Origin of the sequence: Terrabacter sp. NPDC000476, from assembly GCF_040300125.1 — a bacterium.
Classification (GTDB): Bacteria; Actinomycetota; Actinomycetes; order Actinomycetales; family Dermatophilaceae; genus Terrabacter.
Genome location: NZ_JBEPDF010000004.1, coordinates 201,777 through 217,532 on the forward strand (window position 1 = coordinate 201,777; position 15,756 = coordinate 217,532).

Annotated in this window: 18 protein-coding genes and 2 tRNA genes; 11 read left to right on the top strand and 9 right to left on the bottom strand. The window is 72.6% G+C overall.

Translation table 11 applies throughout. From position 1 onward, the window contains the following. Window positions 1-25 precede the first annotated feature (25 nt). Entirely contained in the window at window positions 26-730 is a 705-nt protein-coding gene (trmB, locus tag ABT295_RS19820) for a tRNA (guanosine(46)-N7)-methyltransferase TrmB (RefSeq protein ID WP_352396128.1), read from the top strand. Between the two features lie 85 nt (window positions 731-815). Here the strand turns inward: trmB and ABT295_RS19825 are convergent. Further along, window positions 816-889: transfer RNA gene (locus ABT295_RS19825), tRNA-Pro, on the bottom strand. Between the two features lie 125 nt (window positions 890-1,014). On the opposite strand from ABT295_RS19825, the gene ABT295_RS19830 reads away from it, so the two are divergent. Together ABT295_RS19830 and ABT295_RS19835 are read left to right on the top strand one after the other, a co-directional pair. Further along, window positions 1,015-1,088 (top strand) — tRNA-Gly (locus ABT295_RS19830). Window positions 1,089-1,131: 43 nt separating this feature from the next. Then, window positions 1,132-1,428: a DUF2087 domain-containing protein gene (locus tag ABT295_RS19835; protein WP_352396129.1), complete on the top strand. Its 297-nt coding sequence runs from the start codon at window positions 1,132-1,134 to the stop codon at window positions 1,426-1,428. Window positions 1,429-1,431: 3 nt separating this feature from the next. Here the strand turns inward: ABT295_RS19835 and ABT295_RS19840 are convergent, their stop codons facing one another. Then, window positions 1,432-1,947 carry a hypothetical protein gene (locus ABT295_RS19840; protein ID WP_352396130.1) on the bottom strand — a complete coding sequence of 172 codons (516 nt, stop codon included), beginning with the start codon at window positions 1,945-1,947 and terminating at the stop codon, window positions 1,432-1,434. A gap of 138 nt (window positions 1,948-2,085) precedes the next feature. Between ABT295_RS19840 and tig the strand changes: the two genes are divergently transcribed. The 8 genes from tig to ABT295_RS19880 all read left to right on the top strand — a co-directional run bounded on the left by tig (window position 2,086) and on the right by ABT295_RS19880 (window position 8,902). Next, entirely contained in the window at window positions 2,086-3,462 is a 1,377-nt protein-coding gene (gene tig, locus ABT295_RS19845; RefSeq protein WP_352396131.1) for a trigger factor, read from the top strand. Window positions 3,463-3,617: 155 nt separating this feature from the next. Then, a complete protein-coding gene (locus ABT295_RS19850) occupies window positions 3,618-3,911 on the top strand; it encodes a hypothetical protein (protein WP_352396132.1) in 294 nt (97 codons plus the stop codon). 231 nt (window positions 3,912-4,142) lie between these two features. After that, the gene (locus ABT295_RS19855; RefSeq protein ID WP_352396133.1) at window positions 4,143-4,781 is read left to right on the top strand and encodes an ATP-dependent Clp protease proteolytic subunit; all 639 of its coding nucleotides are present in this window, start codon (window positions 4,143-4,145) and stop codon (window positions 4,779-4,781) included. Window positions 4,782-4,815: 34 nt separating this feature from the next. Continuing rightward, window positions 4,816-5,469, top strand: a complete 654-nt coding sequence (locus ABT295_RS19860) for an ATP-dependent Clp protease proteolytic subunit (protein ID WP_352396134.1) — start codon at window positions 4,816-4,818, stop codon at window positions 5,467-5,469. Window positions 5,470-5,586: 117 nt separating this feature from the next. Beyond that, on the top strand, window positions 5,587-5,841 hold the full coding sequence (locus ABT295_RS19865; RefSeq protein ID WP_352396135.1) for an acyl-CoA-binding protein: 255 nt from the start codon (window positions 5,587-5,589) through the stop codon (window positions 5,839-5,841). 274 nt (window positions 5,842-6,115) lie between these two features. Then, entirely contained in the window at window positions 6,116-6,793 is a 678-nt protein-coding gene (locus ABT295_RS19870) for a hypothetical protein (protein ID WP_352396136.1), read from the top strand. A gap of 146 nt (window positions 6,794-6,939) precedes the next feature. Next, complete coding sequence (clpX, locus tag ABT295_RS19875; protein ID WP_352396137.1) at window positions 6,940-8,217, top strand: ATP-dependent Clp protease ATP-binding subunit ClpX; 1,278 nt, start codon at window positions 6,940-6,942, stop codon at window positions 8,215-8,217. A gap of 43 nt (window positions 8,218-8,260) precedes the next feature. Then, window positions 8,261-8,902 (top strand): hypothetical protein, encoded by a 642-nt coding sequence (locus ABT295_RS19880; protein WP_352396138.1) that lies wholly within the window; start codon window positions 8,261-8,263, stop codon window positions 8,900-8,902. A 135-nt stretch (window positions 8,903-9,037) separates the two neighbouring features. Here ABT295_RS19880 and ABT295_RS19885 read toward each other — a convergent pair whose 3' ends face one another. From ABT295_RS19885 to ABT295_RS19915, 7 genes are all read right to left on the bottom strand, one after another. Beyond that, window positions 9,038-10,585, bottom strand: a complete 1,548-nt coding sequence (locus ABT295_RS19885) for a DHA2 family efflux MFS transporter permease subunit (RefSeq protein ID WP_352396139.1) — start codon at window positions 10,583-10,585, stop codon at window positions 9,038-9,040. A gap of 90 nt (window positions 10,586-10,675) precedes the next feature. Then, window positions 10,676-11,326 carry a TetR/AcrR family transcriptional regulator gene (locus tag ABT295_RS19890; protein WP_352396140.1) on the bottom strand — a complete coding sequence of 217 codons (651 nt, stop codon included), beginning with the start codon at window positions 11,324-11,326 and terminating at the stop codon, window positions 10,676-10,678. Window positions 11,327-11,440: 114 nt separating this feature from the next. Beyond that, window positions 11,441-12,046 (bottom strand): hypothetical protein, encoded by a 606-nt coding sequence (locus ABT295_RS19895; protein WP_352396141.1) that lies wholly within the window; start codon window positions 12,044-12,046, stop codon window positions 11,441-11,443. A gap of 4 nt (window positions 12,047-12,050) precedes the next feature. Then, window positions 12,051-13,364: a DUF58 domain-containing protein gene (locus tag ABT295_RS19900; RefSeq protein ID WP_352396142.1), complete on the bottom strand. Its 1,314-nt coding sequence runs from the start codon at window positions 13,362-13,364 to the stop codon at window positions 12,051-12,053. A 6-nt stretch (window positions 13,365-13,370) separates the two neighbouring features. After that, window positions 13,371-14,360 (bottom strand): AAA family ATPase, encoded by a 990-nt coding sequence (locus ABT295_RS19905; protein WP_352396143.1) that lies wholly within the window; start codon window positions 14,358-14,360, stop codon window positions 13,371-13,373. Window positions 14,361-14,363: 3 nt separating this feature from the next. Further along, the gene (locus ABT295_RS19910; protein WP_352396144.1) at window positions 14,364-14,954 is read right to left on the bottom strand and encodes a hypothetical protein; all 591 of its coding nucleotides are present in this window, start codon (window positions 14,952-14,954) and stop codon (window positions 14,364-14,366) included. After that, a complete protein-coding gene (locus ABT295_RS19915; protein WP_352396145.1) occupies window positions 14,951-15,721 on the bottom strand; it encodes a DUF4129 domain-containing protein in 771 nt (256 codons plus the stop codon). Before ABT295_RS19915 ends, ABT295_RS19910 begins: the two co-directional genes overlap by 4 nt. Window positions 15,722-15,756: the final 35 nt, after the last annotated feature.

Consider the following 15,756-nt stretch of genomic DNA (forward strand, 5'->3'; position numbering starts at 1 on the left):
GCACACGCGTCACTACGATGCCGGGGTGAGCGATCGACCCCCGACGAACCTGCCCGACCTGCCGCCCGGCGTCACCCCGGCCCGGGTGCGCACCTTCGTGCGCCGGGGCCGGCTCTCGACGCTGACCCTCGACCGCGTCGAGCGGCTTGCCCCGGCCCGGTCGCTGCCGGACGGCCCCTTCGATGCGGCCACCGCCTTCGGGCGCAGCGCCCCCGTGGTCCTCGAGATCGGCTGCGGCCACGGGCACGCCGCCATCGCGTATGCCGCCGCGTTCCCCGAGCACGACATCGTGGCCATGGACGTGCACACCCCGGGCCTCGCCCGAATGCTCGCCGACGCCGACGAGGCCGGTGTGCCGAACCTGCGCGTCGAGATCGGCGACGCCGTGCTCTTCCTCGAGGAGCGGGTGGCCGCGGCCACCTTCGACGCCGTGCACCTCTTCTTCCCCGACCCGTGGCGCAAGAAGAAGCACACGAAGCGCCGGTTCGTCAGCCGGTCCAACCTCGACGAGCTCGCCCGGGTGCTGAAGCCCGGCGGTCATGTGCTCGTCGCCACCGACCAGGACTTCTACGCCGAGCACGCGCTCGAGCAGGTTGCCGCGCACCCGCGGTTCGAGGCGCGCCGCGTCGGGCGTCCCGCCTGGCGACCGGGAGCAGGCTTCGAGGCCAAGGGGATCGCAGCCGGACGCACGATCAACGAGCTGCGCCTCGACCTGCTGCCCGCTGACTGACGGGGGCCGAGGAACCGTGCGGCCCCGACGAGCGGAAGGCCCGCCGGGGGCGACGTCGTCGCTGCCGGCGGGTCTCCTCGCCGAGTCGGGGTGACAGGATTTGAACCTGCGGCCCTTGCGTCCCAAACGCAATGCGCTACCAAGCTGCGCCACACCCCGTGGCGTCGGAATCGTAACGGACACGAGGCCGGCCCGACACGGGACCGCGGCCGGAGCCAGCCGATTTCAGCGGCCGGACGCGAACCAGTAGGCTCATGCCTCGGATGCCGGCAGATCGGCTCCTCGCGGGCGTAGCTCAATGGTAGAGCCTCAGTCTTCCAAACTGATTACGCGAGTTCGATTCTCGTCGCCCGCTCCACAAAGCGCTGGACCCGGGTCCAGGCGCTGCCTACGGTGGCGGCATGTTCCGCCCCGACCTGCAGGACGCCCTCCGCGACCGCGACGCCGTCCTGCGTGCCTTCCTCGCCCCCGACGGATCGCTCACGAGCATCCCGACGAGGATCCGCAAGCGCCTCGTCGTGCTCGACCTGCTCGCGCAGCAGTTCGAGCCGGGGGAGCGCTACGACGAGACGCAGGTCAACAACCGGCTCCGGGCGTTCCACCCGGACGTGGCCGCCCTGCGCCGCTACCTCGTCGAGGAGGGCTTCCTCGACCGGGCCGACGGCAGCTACTGGCGCAGCGGTGGCACCGTCGACTGACCTTCAGCGGAAGCCGAGCGCCTCGCTGAGGTGGCTCTCGGCGCCGTCGGCCTCGAGACCGGCCTCGACCGCGGCCGCCGTGCGCGGCGAGGGCCACCCGTGCACCCAGAAGAGCGCGAACCCGCCGGGCAGCGCGATGAGCAGCGGCAGCCACGAGTGCGGCGTGAAGAGGAACGAGGCCGCGAACGCGACGAGCACCGGGGCCTCGGCGAGCGCCGTGCGCAGGGTCGTCGTCGACGTGAAGTAGCGCAGGCTGGTCGCCTCGGCGTTCTCGCGGGGCAGGCCGAGCGGCAGGGAGGGAACGGCATACCCCACCCAGCGGATGAGCACGGCCGCGGCGACGAGCGCGGCGAGCACGAGCGCGACCGCCCAGGGGGAGGGCATCGGGGCGGCCGGGTCGACGAGGATGCGCACCGCGCTCAGCATCGGTGCCCCCATGCCCACGGCGACGCACACCATCTGGATCGGTCGGAGCGTGGCGCGCTCGGGCGAGGCGAAGGGGCTCGGCGTGGTGCTCATGGGCCCCGAGCATAGGCGGACCGACGGCCCGGACGATCCGCGCATTTAGCCATCCGGGCCCCGGCCTATAGCATGGTGCGCTGGCCCGTCCGTTCACCGTCGACGACCACGTCGGCACCACCCCAGGAGTACCCCGCAGTGAAGAGTGCGCTCGAGACCCTCAGCCCGACCCGGGTCAAGATGACCGTCGAGGTCCCGTTCGAGGAGCTCAAGCCGAGCCTCGACGCGGCCATCAAGCACATCGGTGAGCACATCCAGGTGCCCGGCTTCCGCAAGGGCAAGGTGCCGGCCCGGATCATCGAGCAGCGTGTCGGCCGTGGCGCCGTGCTCGAGGAGGCCGTGAACAACGCCCTCCCGACCTTCTACGGCCAGGCCCTCGAGGAGAACGAGGTGCGCCCGCTCGGCCAGCCCGAGATCACCGACCTCAAGGTGCCCGCCACCGACGGCGAGGACTTCGTCTTCACCGCCGAGGTCGACAAGCGCCCCGAGATCGACCTGCCCGACTTCGGTGGCATCGAGCTCACCGTCGACGAGGTCAAGGTCGAGGACGAGGCCGTCGAGCAGCGCCTCACCGACCTGCGCGCGCGCTTCGGCACGCTCAAGGGCGTCGACCGCGCCGTGCAGGACGGCGACTTCGTCTCCATCGACCTCTCCGCCGAGATCGACGGCGAGCAGATCGACGAGGTGACCGGCGTCTCCTACGAGGTCGGCAGCAAGAACATGCTCGAGGGCCTCGACGAGGCGCTCGTCGGCATGGCGGCCGACGAGACCAAGCAGTTCACCGCCCCGCTCGCCGGCGGCGACCAGGAGGGCCAGGAGGCCAACTGCACCGTGACCGTCACCGCGGTCAAGGAGCGCGAGCTGCCCGAGCTCGACGACGAGTTCGCCCAGCTGGCCTCGGAGTTCGACACCCTCGACGAGCTCAAGGCCGACCTGACGGCCAAGGCCGAGGTCGACGCCAAGTTCGCGCAGGGCGTCGCCGCCCGCGACCAGCTCCTCGAGGCCATCCTCGAGAAGGTCGAGGTGCCGATCCCCGAGAGCATCGTCGAGGCCGAGGTGCACAGCCACCTCGAGGGCGAGGGTCGTCTCGAGGACGACGAGCACCGCGCCGAGGTCGGCGAGAGCACCCGCAAGGGCCTCAAGACCCAGCTCGTGCTCGACGCCATCGCCGAGAAGGAAGAGGTCAAGGTCGAGCAGCAGGAGCTCATCGAGTTCCTCGTCATGAGCTCGCAGCAGTACGGCATGGACCCGAACCAGTTCGCCCAGTCGCTCGACCAGGAGGGCCAGATCCCCGCCATGGTCGCCGAGGTCGCCCGCCGCAAGGCGCTCGCGACGGTGCTCGAGAAGGTCTCCGTCAAGGACACCGCGGGCAACGTCGTCGACCTCAACGAGGCCGTCCCCGGCACCGAGGGTGACGACGAGGCCGACGAGGCCGACGAGGCCGACGAGGTCGTCGAGGTCGTCGAGGCCGCCGAGGGCGCCGACGAGGCCACGGCCGAGAAGGCCGACGCCTGAGCGTCCGCTCCGCTTCGCAGAGGTGAGGCCGGTCCCCGTTCGGGGGCCGGCCTCACGCGTCCCCGGGTAGCGCCGACCGCGCCCGGGGTACGTCGCAGGCAAGCCGCCGGCCGGTGGCCGTGCGACGAGACGCACCGAGAGAAGGAGCCCCACCGATGAGCAACGACGACACGGGCGCGAACGTGGCGGACACCGACGTCAACAGCACCGACGCCGACGGCACGAACCCGCCCGAGCGGGACAGTGCGGCCGCCCAGGGCTCCGGCGACGACGCCGAGCGCGGCAACCTCGACGGCAGCAACGCCCCCGACGAGCCGCGCGACCGCTCGCTCGACCAGGCGGCCGGCAACGGCTCGTTCGACCAGGTCTCCGACCAGAGCAGCGACTCCGAGACGAGCGACACCTCCGACCTCGGCGAGTCCGGGCAGGACAACGGCCTCAACGACTGACCGCGCCCGACACCCGACCCCGCCGACGGCATACGGCCGCGGCGGGGTCGCGCGTCCGCGCCGCCCACGCGCACGCGGGTGGTTGCGTGGCACCGGCTCAGGTTTGTGCGCTCACGGCGAACACGGCGCGATTCGGGAAATCCGGCCGAGGGGTCGGGCGTTAGGGTCAGTGACGAGCCAGCCGGCGCCACATCCCGTGGCGGGAGGCTGGACCACTTCGACGATGGAGACATGGTGATTTCGGAGACCTCCGCCAACGGCAACGGCATGCCGGGTGGTCTGGACGACCACATCTACAACCGCCTGCTCAAGGAGCGGATCATCTTCCTCGGGTCGGACGTGCGCGACGACAACGCGAACGCCATCGCCGCGCAGCTGCTGCTGCTCTCGGCCGAGGACCCCGAGAAGGACATCTGGCTCTACATCAACAGCCCCGGCGGGTCGATCTCGGCCGGCATGGCCATCTTCGACACGATGAACTGGATCCCCAACGACGTCGCCACCGTCGCGATGGGCATGGCCGCCTCGATGGGCCAGTTCCTCCTCTCGGCCGGCACCAAGGGCAAGCGCTACGCGACGCCCCACGCCCGCGTCATGATGCACCAGCCCTCGGGCGGCATCGGCGGCACCGCCACCGACATCAAGATCCAGGCCGAGCAGATGCTCTACGTCAAGAAGCAGATGGCGCAGCTCATCGCCGAGCACACCGGCCAGACCGTCGAGCAGATCGAGAAGGACTCCGACCGCGACCGCTGGTTCAGCGCGGAGGAGGCCAAGGAGTACGGCTTCGTCGACCACGTCTTCAGCCGGGCCGACCAGGCGGTCGAGGGCAAGGGCGTCGGCCAGGCCGACGCCAAGGACGAGAACTGACCGCGGCGGCCTGAACCAGGACTTGGAGACACACATGAACATCGAACCCACCAACCGCCTCGCGGTCCCCGGCCCGTCGAGCCGCTACATCCTGCCGCAGTTCGAGGAGCGCACCTCGTACGGCATGAAGCGGTCCGACCCCTACAACAAGCTCTTCGAGGACCGCATCATCTTCCTCGGCGTGCAGGTCGACGACGCGTCGGCCGACGACATCATCGCCCAGCTGCTCGTGCTGGAGTCGCTCGACCCCGACCGCGACATCCTCATGTACATCAACAGCCCGGGTGGCTCGTTCACCGCCATGACGGCGATCTACGACACGATGCAGTTCGTCCGGCCCGACATCCAGACGTTCGTCATCGGCCAGGCCGCCTCGGCCGCCGCGGTGCTCCTCGGCGCCGGTGCGCCGGGCAAGCGCTTCGCCCTGCCGAACGCGCGCATCCTCATCCACCAGCCGGCGCTCTCGGGCGGCGACTACGGCCAGGCCTCGGACATCGAGATCCAGGCCAACGAGGTGCTGCGCATGCGCACCTGGCTCGAGGACACCCTCGCGCACCACACGGGTCGCACCTCGGAGCAGGTCCGCACCGACATCGAGCGCGACAAGATCCTCTCGGCCGAGGACGCCAAAGAGTATGGCCTCATCGACGAGGTGCTCGCCTCGCGCAAGGCCTCGCTCGAGAGCTGAGCCGCCGCTCGTCGTTCCGAGCACGTATGCCGCAGGGCCGGGTTCCACTGGGACCCGGCCCTGCGGCACACCTGCTTGGATGGGCTGACGGCAGCAGTCGATCGGTGGAGGTGTGGCATGGCGAGCGCGGAGTTCGAGCAGGCGGTCGAGGCGGTCAAGGGGCTGACCCGCGACCCGGGCAACGACGTGAAGCTGAGGCTCTACGGCCTCTTCAAGCAGGCGACCGCCGGTGACGTGACGGGCTCGCGGCCCGGTTTCACCAACCCCGTGGGGCGGGCCAAGCACGACGCCTGGGCGAAGCTGGCCGGCACCTCGCCCGAGGACGCGCAGGAGCAGTACGTCGCCGTGGTGCGCGACCTGACCGCCGACTGACGTCGCCCGCCCGCCACCCTCCACCGCGTCTGCGCCGCCATGCGCGACCGGGGCCTGCCGGTGCCCGCGCTCCGGGACGAGTGGCGCCGCCACTTCCCGAGCCTGCCGGGCGACCTGCGCGACCCCGGGTGATGCGCCCGCAGCCGCCGTGCGCCCGCGAGAATCCAGCCATGGCTGGGTCGTGGTGGCGTCCGGGCCGGGTCGACCGCAACGATCCAGCCACGGGTGGCTCACCGAGGCCGGGCCCGCTCCGGGCGGCCCGTACGCTCGGCCCATGAGGGCGTATGCCGTTCGCGTCGCCGCGGTCGCCGGGCTGGCCGCGCTCGGCCTCGGGGTCACGGCCCCGGCCGCCTCCGCGTCGTGCGCCGGCCGGAGCCCGGCCCAGGTCGTGGCCGACTCCGACGTCGTCCTCGCCGGCCGGCTCACCGGCGTCGACGACCCGGGCGGCGCCCAGAGCCCGCACGACGTCGTCTGGACCGTCCAGGTCGACGCCGTGCACCGGGGGAGCGCGCCGCGCAGCGCCCACGTCCTCGCCACGCAGTACTCGCACGAGGACGTGACTGCGGGCGGCTCCTACGTCTTCGCGCTCGACGTGGTCGGCGGCGGGCTGCGGGCCGGCGGCTGCCAGGACGTGGCCCCGGCCGGCGCGGCCGACGCCGCCGCCATGGCCGCGGCGGCCGGGCCCGCGGCGGCCCCCCTCGACGACGGGTCGGTGCCGGGCGCCGCGGTGCCGGAGGTGGCGCAGCGGTGGTCGTGGTGGGCGAGCCCGCTCGGCATGCTGACCATCGCCCTCCTGGGGCTCGTCGGGGTCACGGTGGGTGGTCTCGCCCTCGCCGTCGTACTCGGCCTCGTCGTGGGGCGCCGCCAGACCTCGGGGCCGCGCCCGCCCCACCCGCGCCGCCCCGGGGGCGGTGCGGGAGAGGACAACTCGACTGGAACGTCGTTCAAGTGACACGGTCGTCGTTTGTCCGCCATCAGCGGACAAACGGCGTTGCGCGAGCGGTGGCGGCCTGCTCCGTCGTCTAATGGAGTCGGCCCCACGACCGGGGCCGGCCGAGTGCACCTCGCGTTCGGCGCGAACGGACCAGGAGCGAATCGGTGGCACGCATCGGAGAAGGCGGGGACCTGCTCAAGTGCTCTTTCTGCGGGAAGAGCCAGAAGCAGGTCAAGAAGCTGATCGCCGGGCCGGGCGTCTACATCTGCGACGAGTGCATCGACCTCTGCAACGAGATCATCGAGGAGGAGCTCGCCGAGAGCAGCGAGCTGGGCCTCGACCACCTGCCCAAGCCGCGTGAGATCTTCGACTTCCTCGAGAACTACGTCATCGGCCAGGACGTCGCCAAGAAGTCGCTGGCCGTGGCCGTCTACAACCACTACAAGCGCATCCAGGCCGGCGAGGCCGCCAAGCGCGACGACGACCAGGTCGACATCGCCAAGTCGAACATCCTGCTCATCGGCCCCACCGGCTCGGGCAAGACCTACCTCGCGCAGACCCTCGCGAAGATGCTCAACGTCCCCTTCGCCATCGCCGACGCGACGGCCCTGACGGAGGCCGGCTACGTCGGCGAGGACGTCGAGAACATCCTCCTCAAGCTCATCCAGGCCGCCGACTACGACGTCAAGAAGGCCGAGACGGGCATCATCTACATCGACGAGGTCGACAAGATCGCCCGCAAGAGCGAGAACCCGTCGATCACCCGTGACGTCTCGGGCGAGGGCGTGCAGCAGGCGCTGCTCAAGATCCTCGAGGGCACGACCGCCTCGGTGCCCCCGCAGGGCGGGCGCAAGCACCCGCACCAGGAGTTCATCCAGATCGACACGACGAACGTGCTCTTCATCGTCGGTGGTGCCTTCGCCGGCCTCGAGAAGATCATCGAGTCACGCGCGGGCCGCAAGGGCCTCGGCTTCGGCCAGCCCCTGCACAACCCGAAGGAGCTCGCCGACAGCTTCTCCGACGTCATGCCGGAGGACCTGCTGAAGTTCGGGCTCATCCCCGAGTTCATCGGCCGCCTGCCCGTGCTGACGACCCTCGCGCCGCTCGACCAGCAGGCGCTCGTCAACATCCTCACCGTGCCGCGCAACGCGCTCGTCAAGCAGTACCAGCGGATGTTCGAGATCGACGGCGTCGACCTCGAGTTCACCGACGAGGCCATCGCGGCCGTGGCCGACCAGGCCCTGCTGCGCGGCACCGGTGCCCGAGGCCTGCGCGCCATCATGGAGGAGGTCCTCCTCCCTGTCATGTTCGACGTGCCCAGCGACGACGAGATCGCCCGGGTCGTCGTGACCCGCGAGGTCGTGCTCGACAACGTCAACCCCACGATCGTACGCCGCGAGGCCGAGCCCCGCGCCAAGCGACCGCGCAAGGAATCCGCCTGAACCGCAGGCGCGCCCACTGCTTCGGGTGAAGGCAGCCTGACCCGTGGCCCAGCCCTTCCGCCTCGTCGCCGGCGACAGCGCGCCGGTGCAGCAGACGAGCACGACGTGCGGCTCCGCGTCGCTGGCGGTCGCCCGGATGCTGCGCGACCCCGCGCTCGCGCGCTGGGTGCGTGACGGCGTCCACCCGCTCGGCGTCGTCGCCGACCCCCGCGACCCGGGGACGCCGACCGGACGCTTCGCGGCCTACGAGCAGGTCGTCGCCGCGCGCACGAACGCCGTCCTCGGCGCGGGCTCCCGGCCACAGCTGCCCTGGCCCCGCGCCCTCGGCACGCCGCCGTGGGGCGCCCGCCGCGAGCTCGAGCACGGCGCCGCCGACCCCGGCACGCCCTACGGCGTGGGCTGGCTGCGCACGCGCGGCCCGGCGGGGCTGGCGCGGGAGTATGCCGCCCTCCGCACCCGGGTGCGGCCGGGCGCCCCCGCGTTGCTCTACGTCGGCAACGCCTGGGCCCCGCGCCACGTCGTGCTCGTGCTCCCGGCGGCCGGGGCCGCCGCCGCGGGGCTCGTGGTCTACGAGCCGTCGATCGGGCGCGTCGTCGACCTCGACGAGGCGGCGTTCACCAGCCGGACGCTGCGTCTCGGCGGCTGGGACGTCCCCTGGCTCACCGTCCAGCCGGGCCCCCACTGACTGTCGAGAGGCCACTCCTTGCGGGTCCGCCCCGGTCGAGAGGTCACTGCCCTGGGACGAAGAATGGCCACTCGAGGCGACCGAGGTCGCGAAGAGTGGCCACTCGACGGTTGAGAGACGGGTGAAGCGAGCGGGTCAGCCCATGTGGGCGGGGGCGGCCCCGTCGGACGCCAGCTCGCGGTGGCGCACCGTGAGGAAGAGCAGCGTCACGACGCCGCCGACGGCGATCATGATCGCCGCGACGAGGTAGGCCCGGCTCGCGCCGTACGTGAAGGCCTCGTGGGCGATCGCCTGCTGCGCCGCCGCCACGGCCTCCTTGCTCGGTGCGGGACCACCCTGCGGCAGCCTTGCCGTCAGCTCGGCGACCTTGTCGTTGAGGTTGTTCACGAAGATCGTGCTCAGGGTCGCGAGGCCGAGCGTGCCGCCGACCTGCTGCATCGTGTTGAGCACGGCCGAGGCCACCGACGAGTCCTCGTGAGCCACGCCGTGCACCGCAGTGAGGGTGAGCGGCACGAAGATGAGGCCCAGGCCGAAGGCGAGGACGACGATCCACGGCAGGAGGTTGGCGGCATACGTGCTCTGTGGCGTCAGGTGCGTGAAGCCCCACATGCCGACCGCGGCGAAGCCGGCGCCCGCGCCGGAGATCCAGCGCGGGTCGACGCGCGAGATGAGGAACGAGGCGACCTGCGCGGCCACGACGATGCCGACCGAGAACGGCAGGAAGGCCAGGCCGGTCTTGAGGGCGGAGTAGCCGAGGATCGTCTGGATGTAGATGCCGAGGAAGTAGAACATCGCGAACATGCCGGCGCCGACGATGAGCATGACGAAGTACGACGTGCCGCGCGTGCGGTCGCCGGGGATGCGCATCGGCAGGAGCGGGTGCGCGACGCGCGTCTCGATGACGACGAAGGCCACGAGCAGGACGACGCCGACGGCGAGGTAGGCGACGGTGGTCGTGTCGCCCCAGGACGTGCTCGCCGCGTGGGTCAGGCCGTAGACGAGCGCCGAGAGGCCGACGATCGAGGTGATCGCGCCGGGCACGTCGAGCGAGCCGCGGCCGTCCTCGGACTCGGTGAGGATGCGCTGGGCGAAGAACGCGACGACGATGCCGATCGGCAGGTTGATGAAGAAGTTCCAGCGCCAGTCGATCTCGGTCAGCGCGCCACCGAGGATGAGGCCGATCGCGGCGCCGGCGCCGGACATGGCGGCGAACACACCCATGGCCTTGTTGCGCTCCTTGCCGGCCGGGAACGTCGTCGTGATGAGCGCGAGCGCGTTCGGCGCGGCGAGCGCGCCGCCGAGGCCCTGCACGGCGCGGGCGGCGAGCATCATCGCCTCGTTCTGGGCGACGCCCGCGACGAGCGAGGCGAGCGTGAACAGCGCGACGCCCCAGACGAACATGCGCCGGCGGCCGTAGAGGTCGCCGAGGCGGCCACCGAGCAGCAGCACCCCACCAAAGGCGAGGGTGTAGATGGTGATGACCCACTGCAGGTTCGCCTGGCTGAAGCCGAGGTCGCGCTCGATGTGGGGCAGGGCGATGTTCACGATCGTGCCGTCGAGCACGATCATCAGCTGCGCGGCGCAGATGACGAAGAGCGCGAGGCCGAGCCGCTTCGGTGGGGTGTCGTGGGAGGTGAAGGAGCCGGACGGCTCCTCGACCTCGTCGACGGTGGTCGAAGACATGGGTGTTCCTCTTTCAGGGCAAGGGTGACGTGGAGGTGCGGTGGGGCACGGCGGGCGCCGGGGCGCGGGCCGCGCGTGGTGCCGTCCGGCTCAGCGGTGCTCGGGTCGCGGCACGAGGCTGGCCGCACAGGCCGGGAGGACGACGGTGTCCACGAACTCGGCGATGCGCTCGGGCCCGGGTCGACGTCCCGAGAGCAGCGCCTCGTGGATCGACAGGGCCGGTAGGACCATCAGCAGGGTGTCGACGTCGGCGTCGGCGCCCAGCTCGCCCCGTTGGCGGGCGTGGTCGAAGATGACGCGGGCGGCCTCGATCTTCGGGGCCACGAACCGCTCGTGGATGCCGCGGGCCAGCTCCGGCTCGCGGTGGATGACGGGGAGCAGGGCGCTCCACGTGTCGACGACGTCGTCGTCGTCGAGTCCGCCCTGGGCGCAGGCCTGGGCGATGAGGTCGCCGCGCAGGGTGCCCGTGTCGGGGTCCTGCTCGGCGGGACAGTCCATGAACAGACCGACCGCGTCGATGACGAGGTCGCGCTTGTGCGGCCAACGCCGGTAGAGCGTCGCCTTCGACGCGTGGGCCGAGGCGGCCACGGCGTCGAAGGTGAGGCGGTCGTAGCCGACCTCGCGGAGCACCTCGATCGCGCTCTCGAGCAGCTCGACCTCACGGTCACCGGCCACCCGCGGGCGGCTGGCGGGGAGGGGCTCGGGTGTGGCGGCGCCGTCGGTGCCGGTCTTCCCACCCATGCTGGCCTCCTCTCGATGAAACGAAACTGTTTCGTTTCATCGAAGGGTAGGTCGTCGCGGCGTCCGGGGCAAGCGGCTTTCCCGGCGCGGTCGGCGGTGGGGTCGGCGGCGGGGTCAGCCGGGCGTGGTGGGTGGGCTGGTGCGCAGCAGCCACAGGCCGACGGCGACACCGCCGAGCCCGACGACGTATGCCGCGGGCACGAGTCCCAGCGGCCGGGCCGACAGCGCCCCGGCGAGCAGGGCGACGGGCACCGCGGCCGCCGCCGCGACGGCGGCGTGACGCACCCACCGGCGCACGGTGCGCTGCGTGAAGGAGCCGGCCGGCGGCGAGGACGCCGCCAGCGCGGCCGCGGCGTGCGCGCTGACCGCCCCGAGCGCGGCCGGCAGCGACCACCACGAGAAGCTGCCCGCGGGCGTCAGGACGAACCAGCCGAGCAGGAGCAGCGACCACAGGGCGAGCGGTGCGGCGGAGCCGGCCCACGACAGCGTGAGCAGGGGCACCAGCACGAGGGCCCACCAGACCGCGTCGAAACCGCCTGCCGCGACCGACAGGGCGGCGAGGAAGAGCGCCACCCCGCCCATGCCCGCGGCGGCCGCACCGAGCTGGCTGAGCGACCACTCCGGTCCGGCGCCGAAGCGGAGCGTGCGCCGCACGGGGTGGGTGGTCGGCAGGGCGGGGTCGGAGGGTTCGCGGGGAGCAGGGGCGTCGGGCGCGGTCACCGGGTCACCGCCTCGCCATCCGGGGCGCGGCCGCGCGCCGGGCGACGTCACGCAGCACCTGGTCGAGCGAGCCGGGGCCGCGCCACGGCACGACCGGGACGCCCCGCAGGCGCAGGCCGTGCACCTCGGCGTCGCGCGAGAGCAGCCGCATCCGCCAGGCCAGGGCCTCGTAGGGGTTGTCCGGGTTGCGGGCGAGGTGCTCCGGGAAGGTGTCGATGACCACGACCGTGCGCCCACGCGCCGCGAGGGTGTGCGCGAGCGTCACCATGGTGGGCTCGACGAGCGGCGAGAGCACGAGGCAGAGGGCGTTCGCGTCCACGGCCCGGACGGCGCGTTCGCCGGTGTCGCGGCGCTCGGTCGCGGGGGAGATGGCGGCGAGGGTGTCGAGCACCCGGCGCAGGTGGTTGGTGCCCGAGCCGGTGCCGAGCGTCGGCACCTCGGCCGAGCCGACCGTCCGCAGGGTCAGCCGGTCGTTGCTGCGCAGGAAGTGCTCGCTGAGCGCCCCGGCCGCCCGCACCGTGACGTCGAGGCTCGTCGGTCGGCCGTCGATGCCCTCGCGGGGACCGAGGTCGCTGAAGCAGTCGACGAGCAGGAACACGTGGGCGTCCTCGTCGGTGAAGGTCGAGGTGACGTGCAGCCGCCCGGTGCGCATCGAGACCGGCCAGTGGATGCGGCGGAGCCGGTCGCCCGGGTGGAACTCCCGGATCGTGCTGAACTCCGACCCGGACCCGGGCCGGTTCGAGCGGTTGAGCCCGACGATGCCGCGCGGGTGCGGCGTGGGGGCGCTTGCGTCGAAGGCGGCCGGCACGGGCAGCGTCGCCGCGTCGAGGTCGGGCAGGTCGACCGGCCCCACGCGGAAGGCGCCCCACGTGCTGACGAGGGCGACGCTCACCGTCCCGACGCGGCGGCGGCCCCACCGGGTCGAGCGCAGGCCGAGCACGGCGACGCCGTCCTCGAGCTCCGCGATGCCGCTCGAGGGCTTGCGTTCCACCCAGGCCGACCGGGCGACCGTCACGACACCGTGAACGTCGGCGTCGGCCGGCTCGGTGCGCACGACGAGACCGGTCACGGCGCCCTCGCGCAGGGTGGTGTCGCCGAGCCGGGCCGTGGCCGTGACGTCGCTGCGCGGCCGGGCGAGGTGCCCCCAGGCCGCGGCGACGGCGAGCGGGGCGACGATGACGAGCAGGTCGGCGCGGCGTCCGAGGACGGCCGCGATGGCACCCACGGCGGCGAGCACGATGGCGCGCTGGTGCGCCGCCGTGGACTCCCAGGCGCCGAGACGTCGCTCGGCCGTCCGGCGCGGGTGCCAGGTCTGCACGGCCGGTCAGCCCGCCGCCGGGTCGGAGCCGAGGTGCTCGCGGGCCGAGGGCGCGGTCACCGTGCGCAGCAGGCTCTCAACGACGCCCGACCCGGACGCGTTGCTCATCCACAGCTCCGGCTTGACCGTGATCCGGTGGGCCAGCACGGGTACCGCGACCGCCTTGACGTCCTCGGGCGTGACGTAGTCGCGGCCGTCGACCACGGCATACGCCCGCGAGCAGAGCAGCAGGCCGAGCGCGCCACGCGGTGAGGCGCCCATCAGCACGTCGCCGTGGGTGCGTGTCGCCGCGGCGAGCGCCACGCAGTAGCGGCCGACGGACTCGTCGACGACGGTCGCCTCGACGGCGGCCTGCATCGCGAGCAGCTGCTCGGCGTCGACGACGGGGTCGAGCTCCTGCTCCTCGCGCTGGCGCGTCATGCGGTTGGCGAGGATCTGCCACTCCTCGTCGAGCGTGGGGTAGCCGAACGAGATGCGCATGAGGAAGCGGTCGAGCTGCGCCTCCGGCAGCGGGTAGGTGCCCTCGTACTCGACGGGGTTCGCGGTCGCGAGCACGTGGAAGGGGCGGGGGAGCGGGAAGGTGCGGCCCTCGACCGTGACCTGCTTCTCCTGCATGGCCTCGAGCAGGGCCGACTGCGTCTTGGGCGGGGTGCGGTTGATCTCGTCGGCGAGCAGCAGCCCGGCGAAGAGCGGCCCGGGCCGGAACTCGAAGTCCGCGGAGCGCTGGTCGTAGATGAACGACCCCGTGATGTCGCCCGGCAGCAGGTCGGGGGTGAACTGCGCGCGCTTGAAGTCGAGGCCGAGCGCCTGCGCGAAGCTGCGGGCCGCGAGCGTCTTGCCGAGCCCGGGGAAGTCCTCCATGAGCACGTGGCCGCCAGCGAGGATGCCGGAGAGGACGAGGCGCAGCGCCTCCCGCTTGCCGACGACGGCGCGGTCGACCTCGTCGAGGACGGCGCCGGCGAGCTCGCCCACGCGGGTCAGGTTCATCTCGGTCATGCGCTACCACTGCTCGATTCGTCGGAGGATGGGGTCGAGACGCCGGGGCGTGTAGAGGTCGGGCGGCGGCAGCCCGACGAGAAGGTCCCACAGCTCGGGCGGCGTCACGCCCTGCGCCCAGCGGGGCTCCTCCTCGGCCACGATGCCGTGCCGGGCGTAGAGGCGCTCGCGGACGAGCACCTGCAGCTGCACGTGCAGGTCGTGCACGAGGGCCTCACGGCCCTCGCCGCGGGTGTTCGCGGCCTCGATGCGGCCGGCGAGGTTGGTCACGCGGAAGTCGCTGCCGCGGGCCCGGCCGGCCGGGTCGCCGTCGACGAGGGGCCAGGTCGTCAGGTGCTGCGGCGCGGTGTGGTCGACGAGGTGCCAGACCAGGCCGGCGACCGAGACGAGGATCGCGAGGAGCACGGGCACGTCGGGGCGCAGGCCCAGCCCGGCGGTGAGGAGCGAGAGGGCGACCCACGTGAGCAGCAGCCAGACGAGCCGGCGCCGCCAGGGCCGCAGCAGCGCCGCGGCAGCGGCGAGGCGGCCCGGCGGGCGCTCGCGCGCACCGCGGGGCAGGGGCCGCACGCGCGGGTCCTCGGGCACGCCGGTCACGGCCGCGTCCCCCGGTCGTTCGACCCGTTCGACCCGTTCGACCCGCTCGATCCTGTGGGCTCCTGCGCTGCCCGCCGGGCGGCCTGCTGCGCGGCCACGCGCTCGAGGCCGTCGACGAGCACCCGCAGGTCGCCGACGGCACGGCGGCGCTCGGGCTCTCCGAGGGGGTGCACCGAGAACCGGGCCTCACGGAAGAGCGCGGCGAGGTCGGCGAGCCGCTCGGCGTCGACGGGCCAGACGCCGAGCACCCGCGCGGTGTACTCGCTCGAGGTCTCGGCGGGCAGCCGGGGCAGGCCGGTGGCGGACGCCGACGACTCTAGGCCGAGCCACGCGGCGACGATGGCGTTGCGCGGCTCGCCCGTCTCGAGGTCGAGCAGCCGCGACCGGGCGGTCTCGAGCAGCTCGGTCGGCACGAGGGGGATCGCGAAGTCGGGCTCCTCGTGCTTCGTGACGTGCGGCTTGCGCAGCAGCGAGCGGAGCAGCTGCACGACCATGACGAGCAGGACGATGACCGTGAAGGCGAGCACGAGCTGTACGAGCACGACGAGGAACGGCGATGGCTCCAGCGGCGTCGCCGCGGCCGATGTCGACGGCGACGACGGCGTCGACTCCACCGTGCTCGTCGAGAGGGTCGGCAGCCGGGTCACGCTCTCGCTCTGCGCCGGCCGGGAGAGCAGGGGCAGGGGCTTGCCGAGCGCGGCCACGACGAGGGCGGCCATGACGACGACACCCCCGAGGACCGCGGCCAGCACCCCCCGTCTCGACATGCGGGAACCCTATGCCAGCGCCGCCGCCCGCGGAC

Coding starts and splice junctions, on each gene's coding strand:
- ABT295_RS19905 (WP_352396143.1), bottom strand. CDS start 14,360: ATGACCGAGATGAACCTGACCCGCGTGGGCGAGCTCGCCGGCGCCGTC.
- ABT295_RS19890 (WP_352396140.1), bottom strand. CDS start 11,326: ATGGGTGGGAAGACCGGCACCGACGGCGCCGCCACACCCGAGCCCCTC.
- ABT295_RS19840 (WP_352396130.1), bottom strand. CDS start 1,947: ATGAGCACCACGCCGAGCCCCTTCGCCTCGCCCGAGCGCGCCACGCTC.
- ABT295_RS19865 (WP_352396135.1), top strand. CDS start 5,587: ATGGCGAGCGCGGAGTTCGAGCAGGCGGTCGAGGCGGTCAAGGGGCTG.
- ABT295_RS19855 (WP_352396133.1), top strand. CDS start 4,143: ATGGTGATTTCGGAGACCTCCGCCAACGGCAACGGCATGCCGGGTGGT.
- ABT295_RS19885 (WP_352396139.1), bottom strand. CDS start 10,585: ATGTCTTCGACCACCGTCGACGAGGTCGAGGAGCCGTCCGGCTCCTTC.
- ABT295_RS19860 (WP_352396134.1), top strand. CDS start 4,816: ATGAACATCGAACCCACCAACCGCCTCGCGGTCCCCGGCCCGTCGAGC.
- ABT295_RS19835 (WP_352396129.1), top strand. CDS start 1,132: ATGTTCCGCCCCGACCTGCAGGACGCCCTCCGCGACCGCGACGCCGTC.
- ABT295_RS19915 (WP_352396145.1), bottom strand. CDS start 15,721: ATGTCGAGACGGGGGGTGCTGGCCGCGGTCCTCGGGGGTGTCGTCGTC.
- ABT295_RS19850 (WP_352396132.1), top strand. CDS start 3,618: ATGAGCAACGACGACACGGGCGCGAACGTGGCGGACACCGACGTCAAC.
- ABT295_RS19870 (WP_352396136.1), top strand. CDS start 6,116: ATGAGGGCGTATGCCGTTCGCGTCGCCGCGGTCGCCGGGCTGGCCGCG.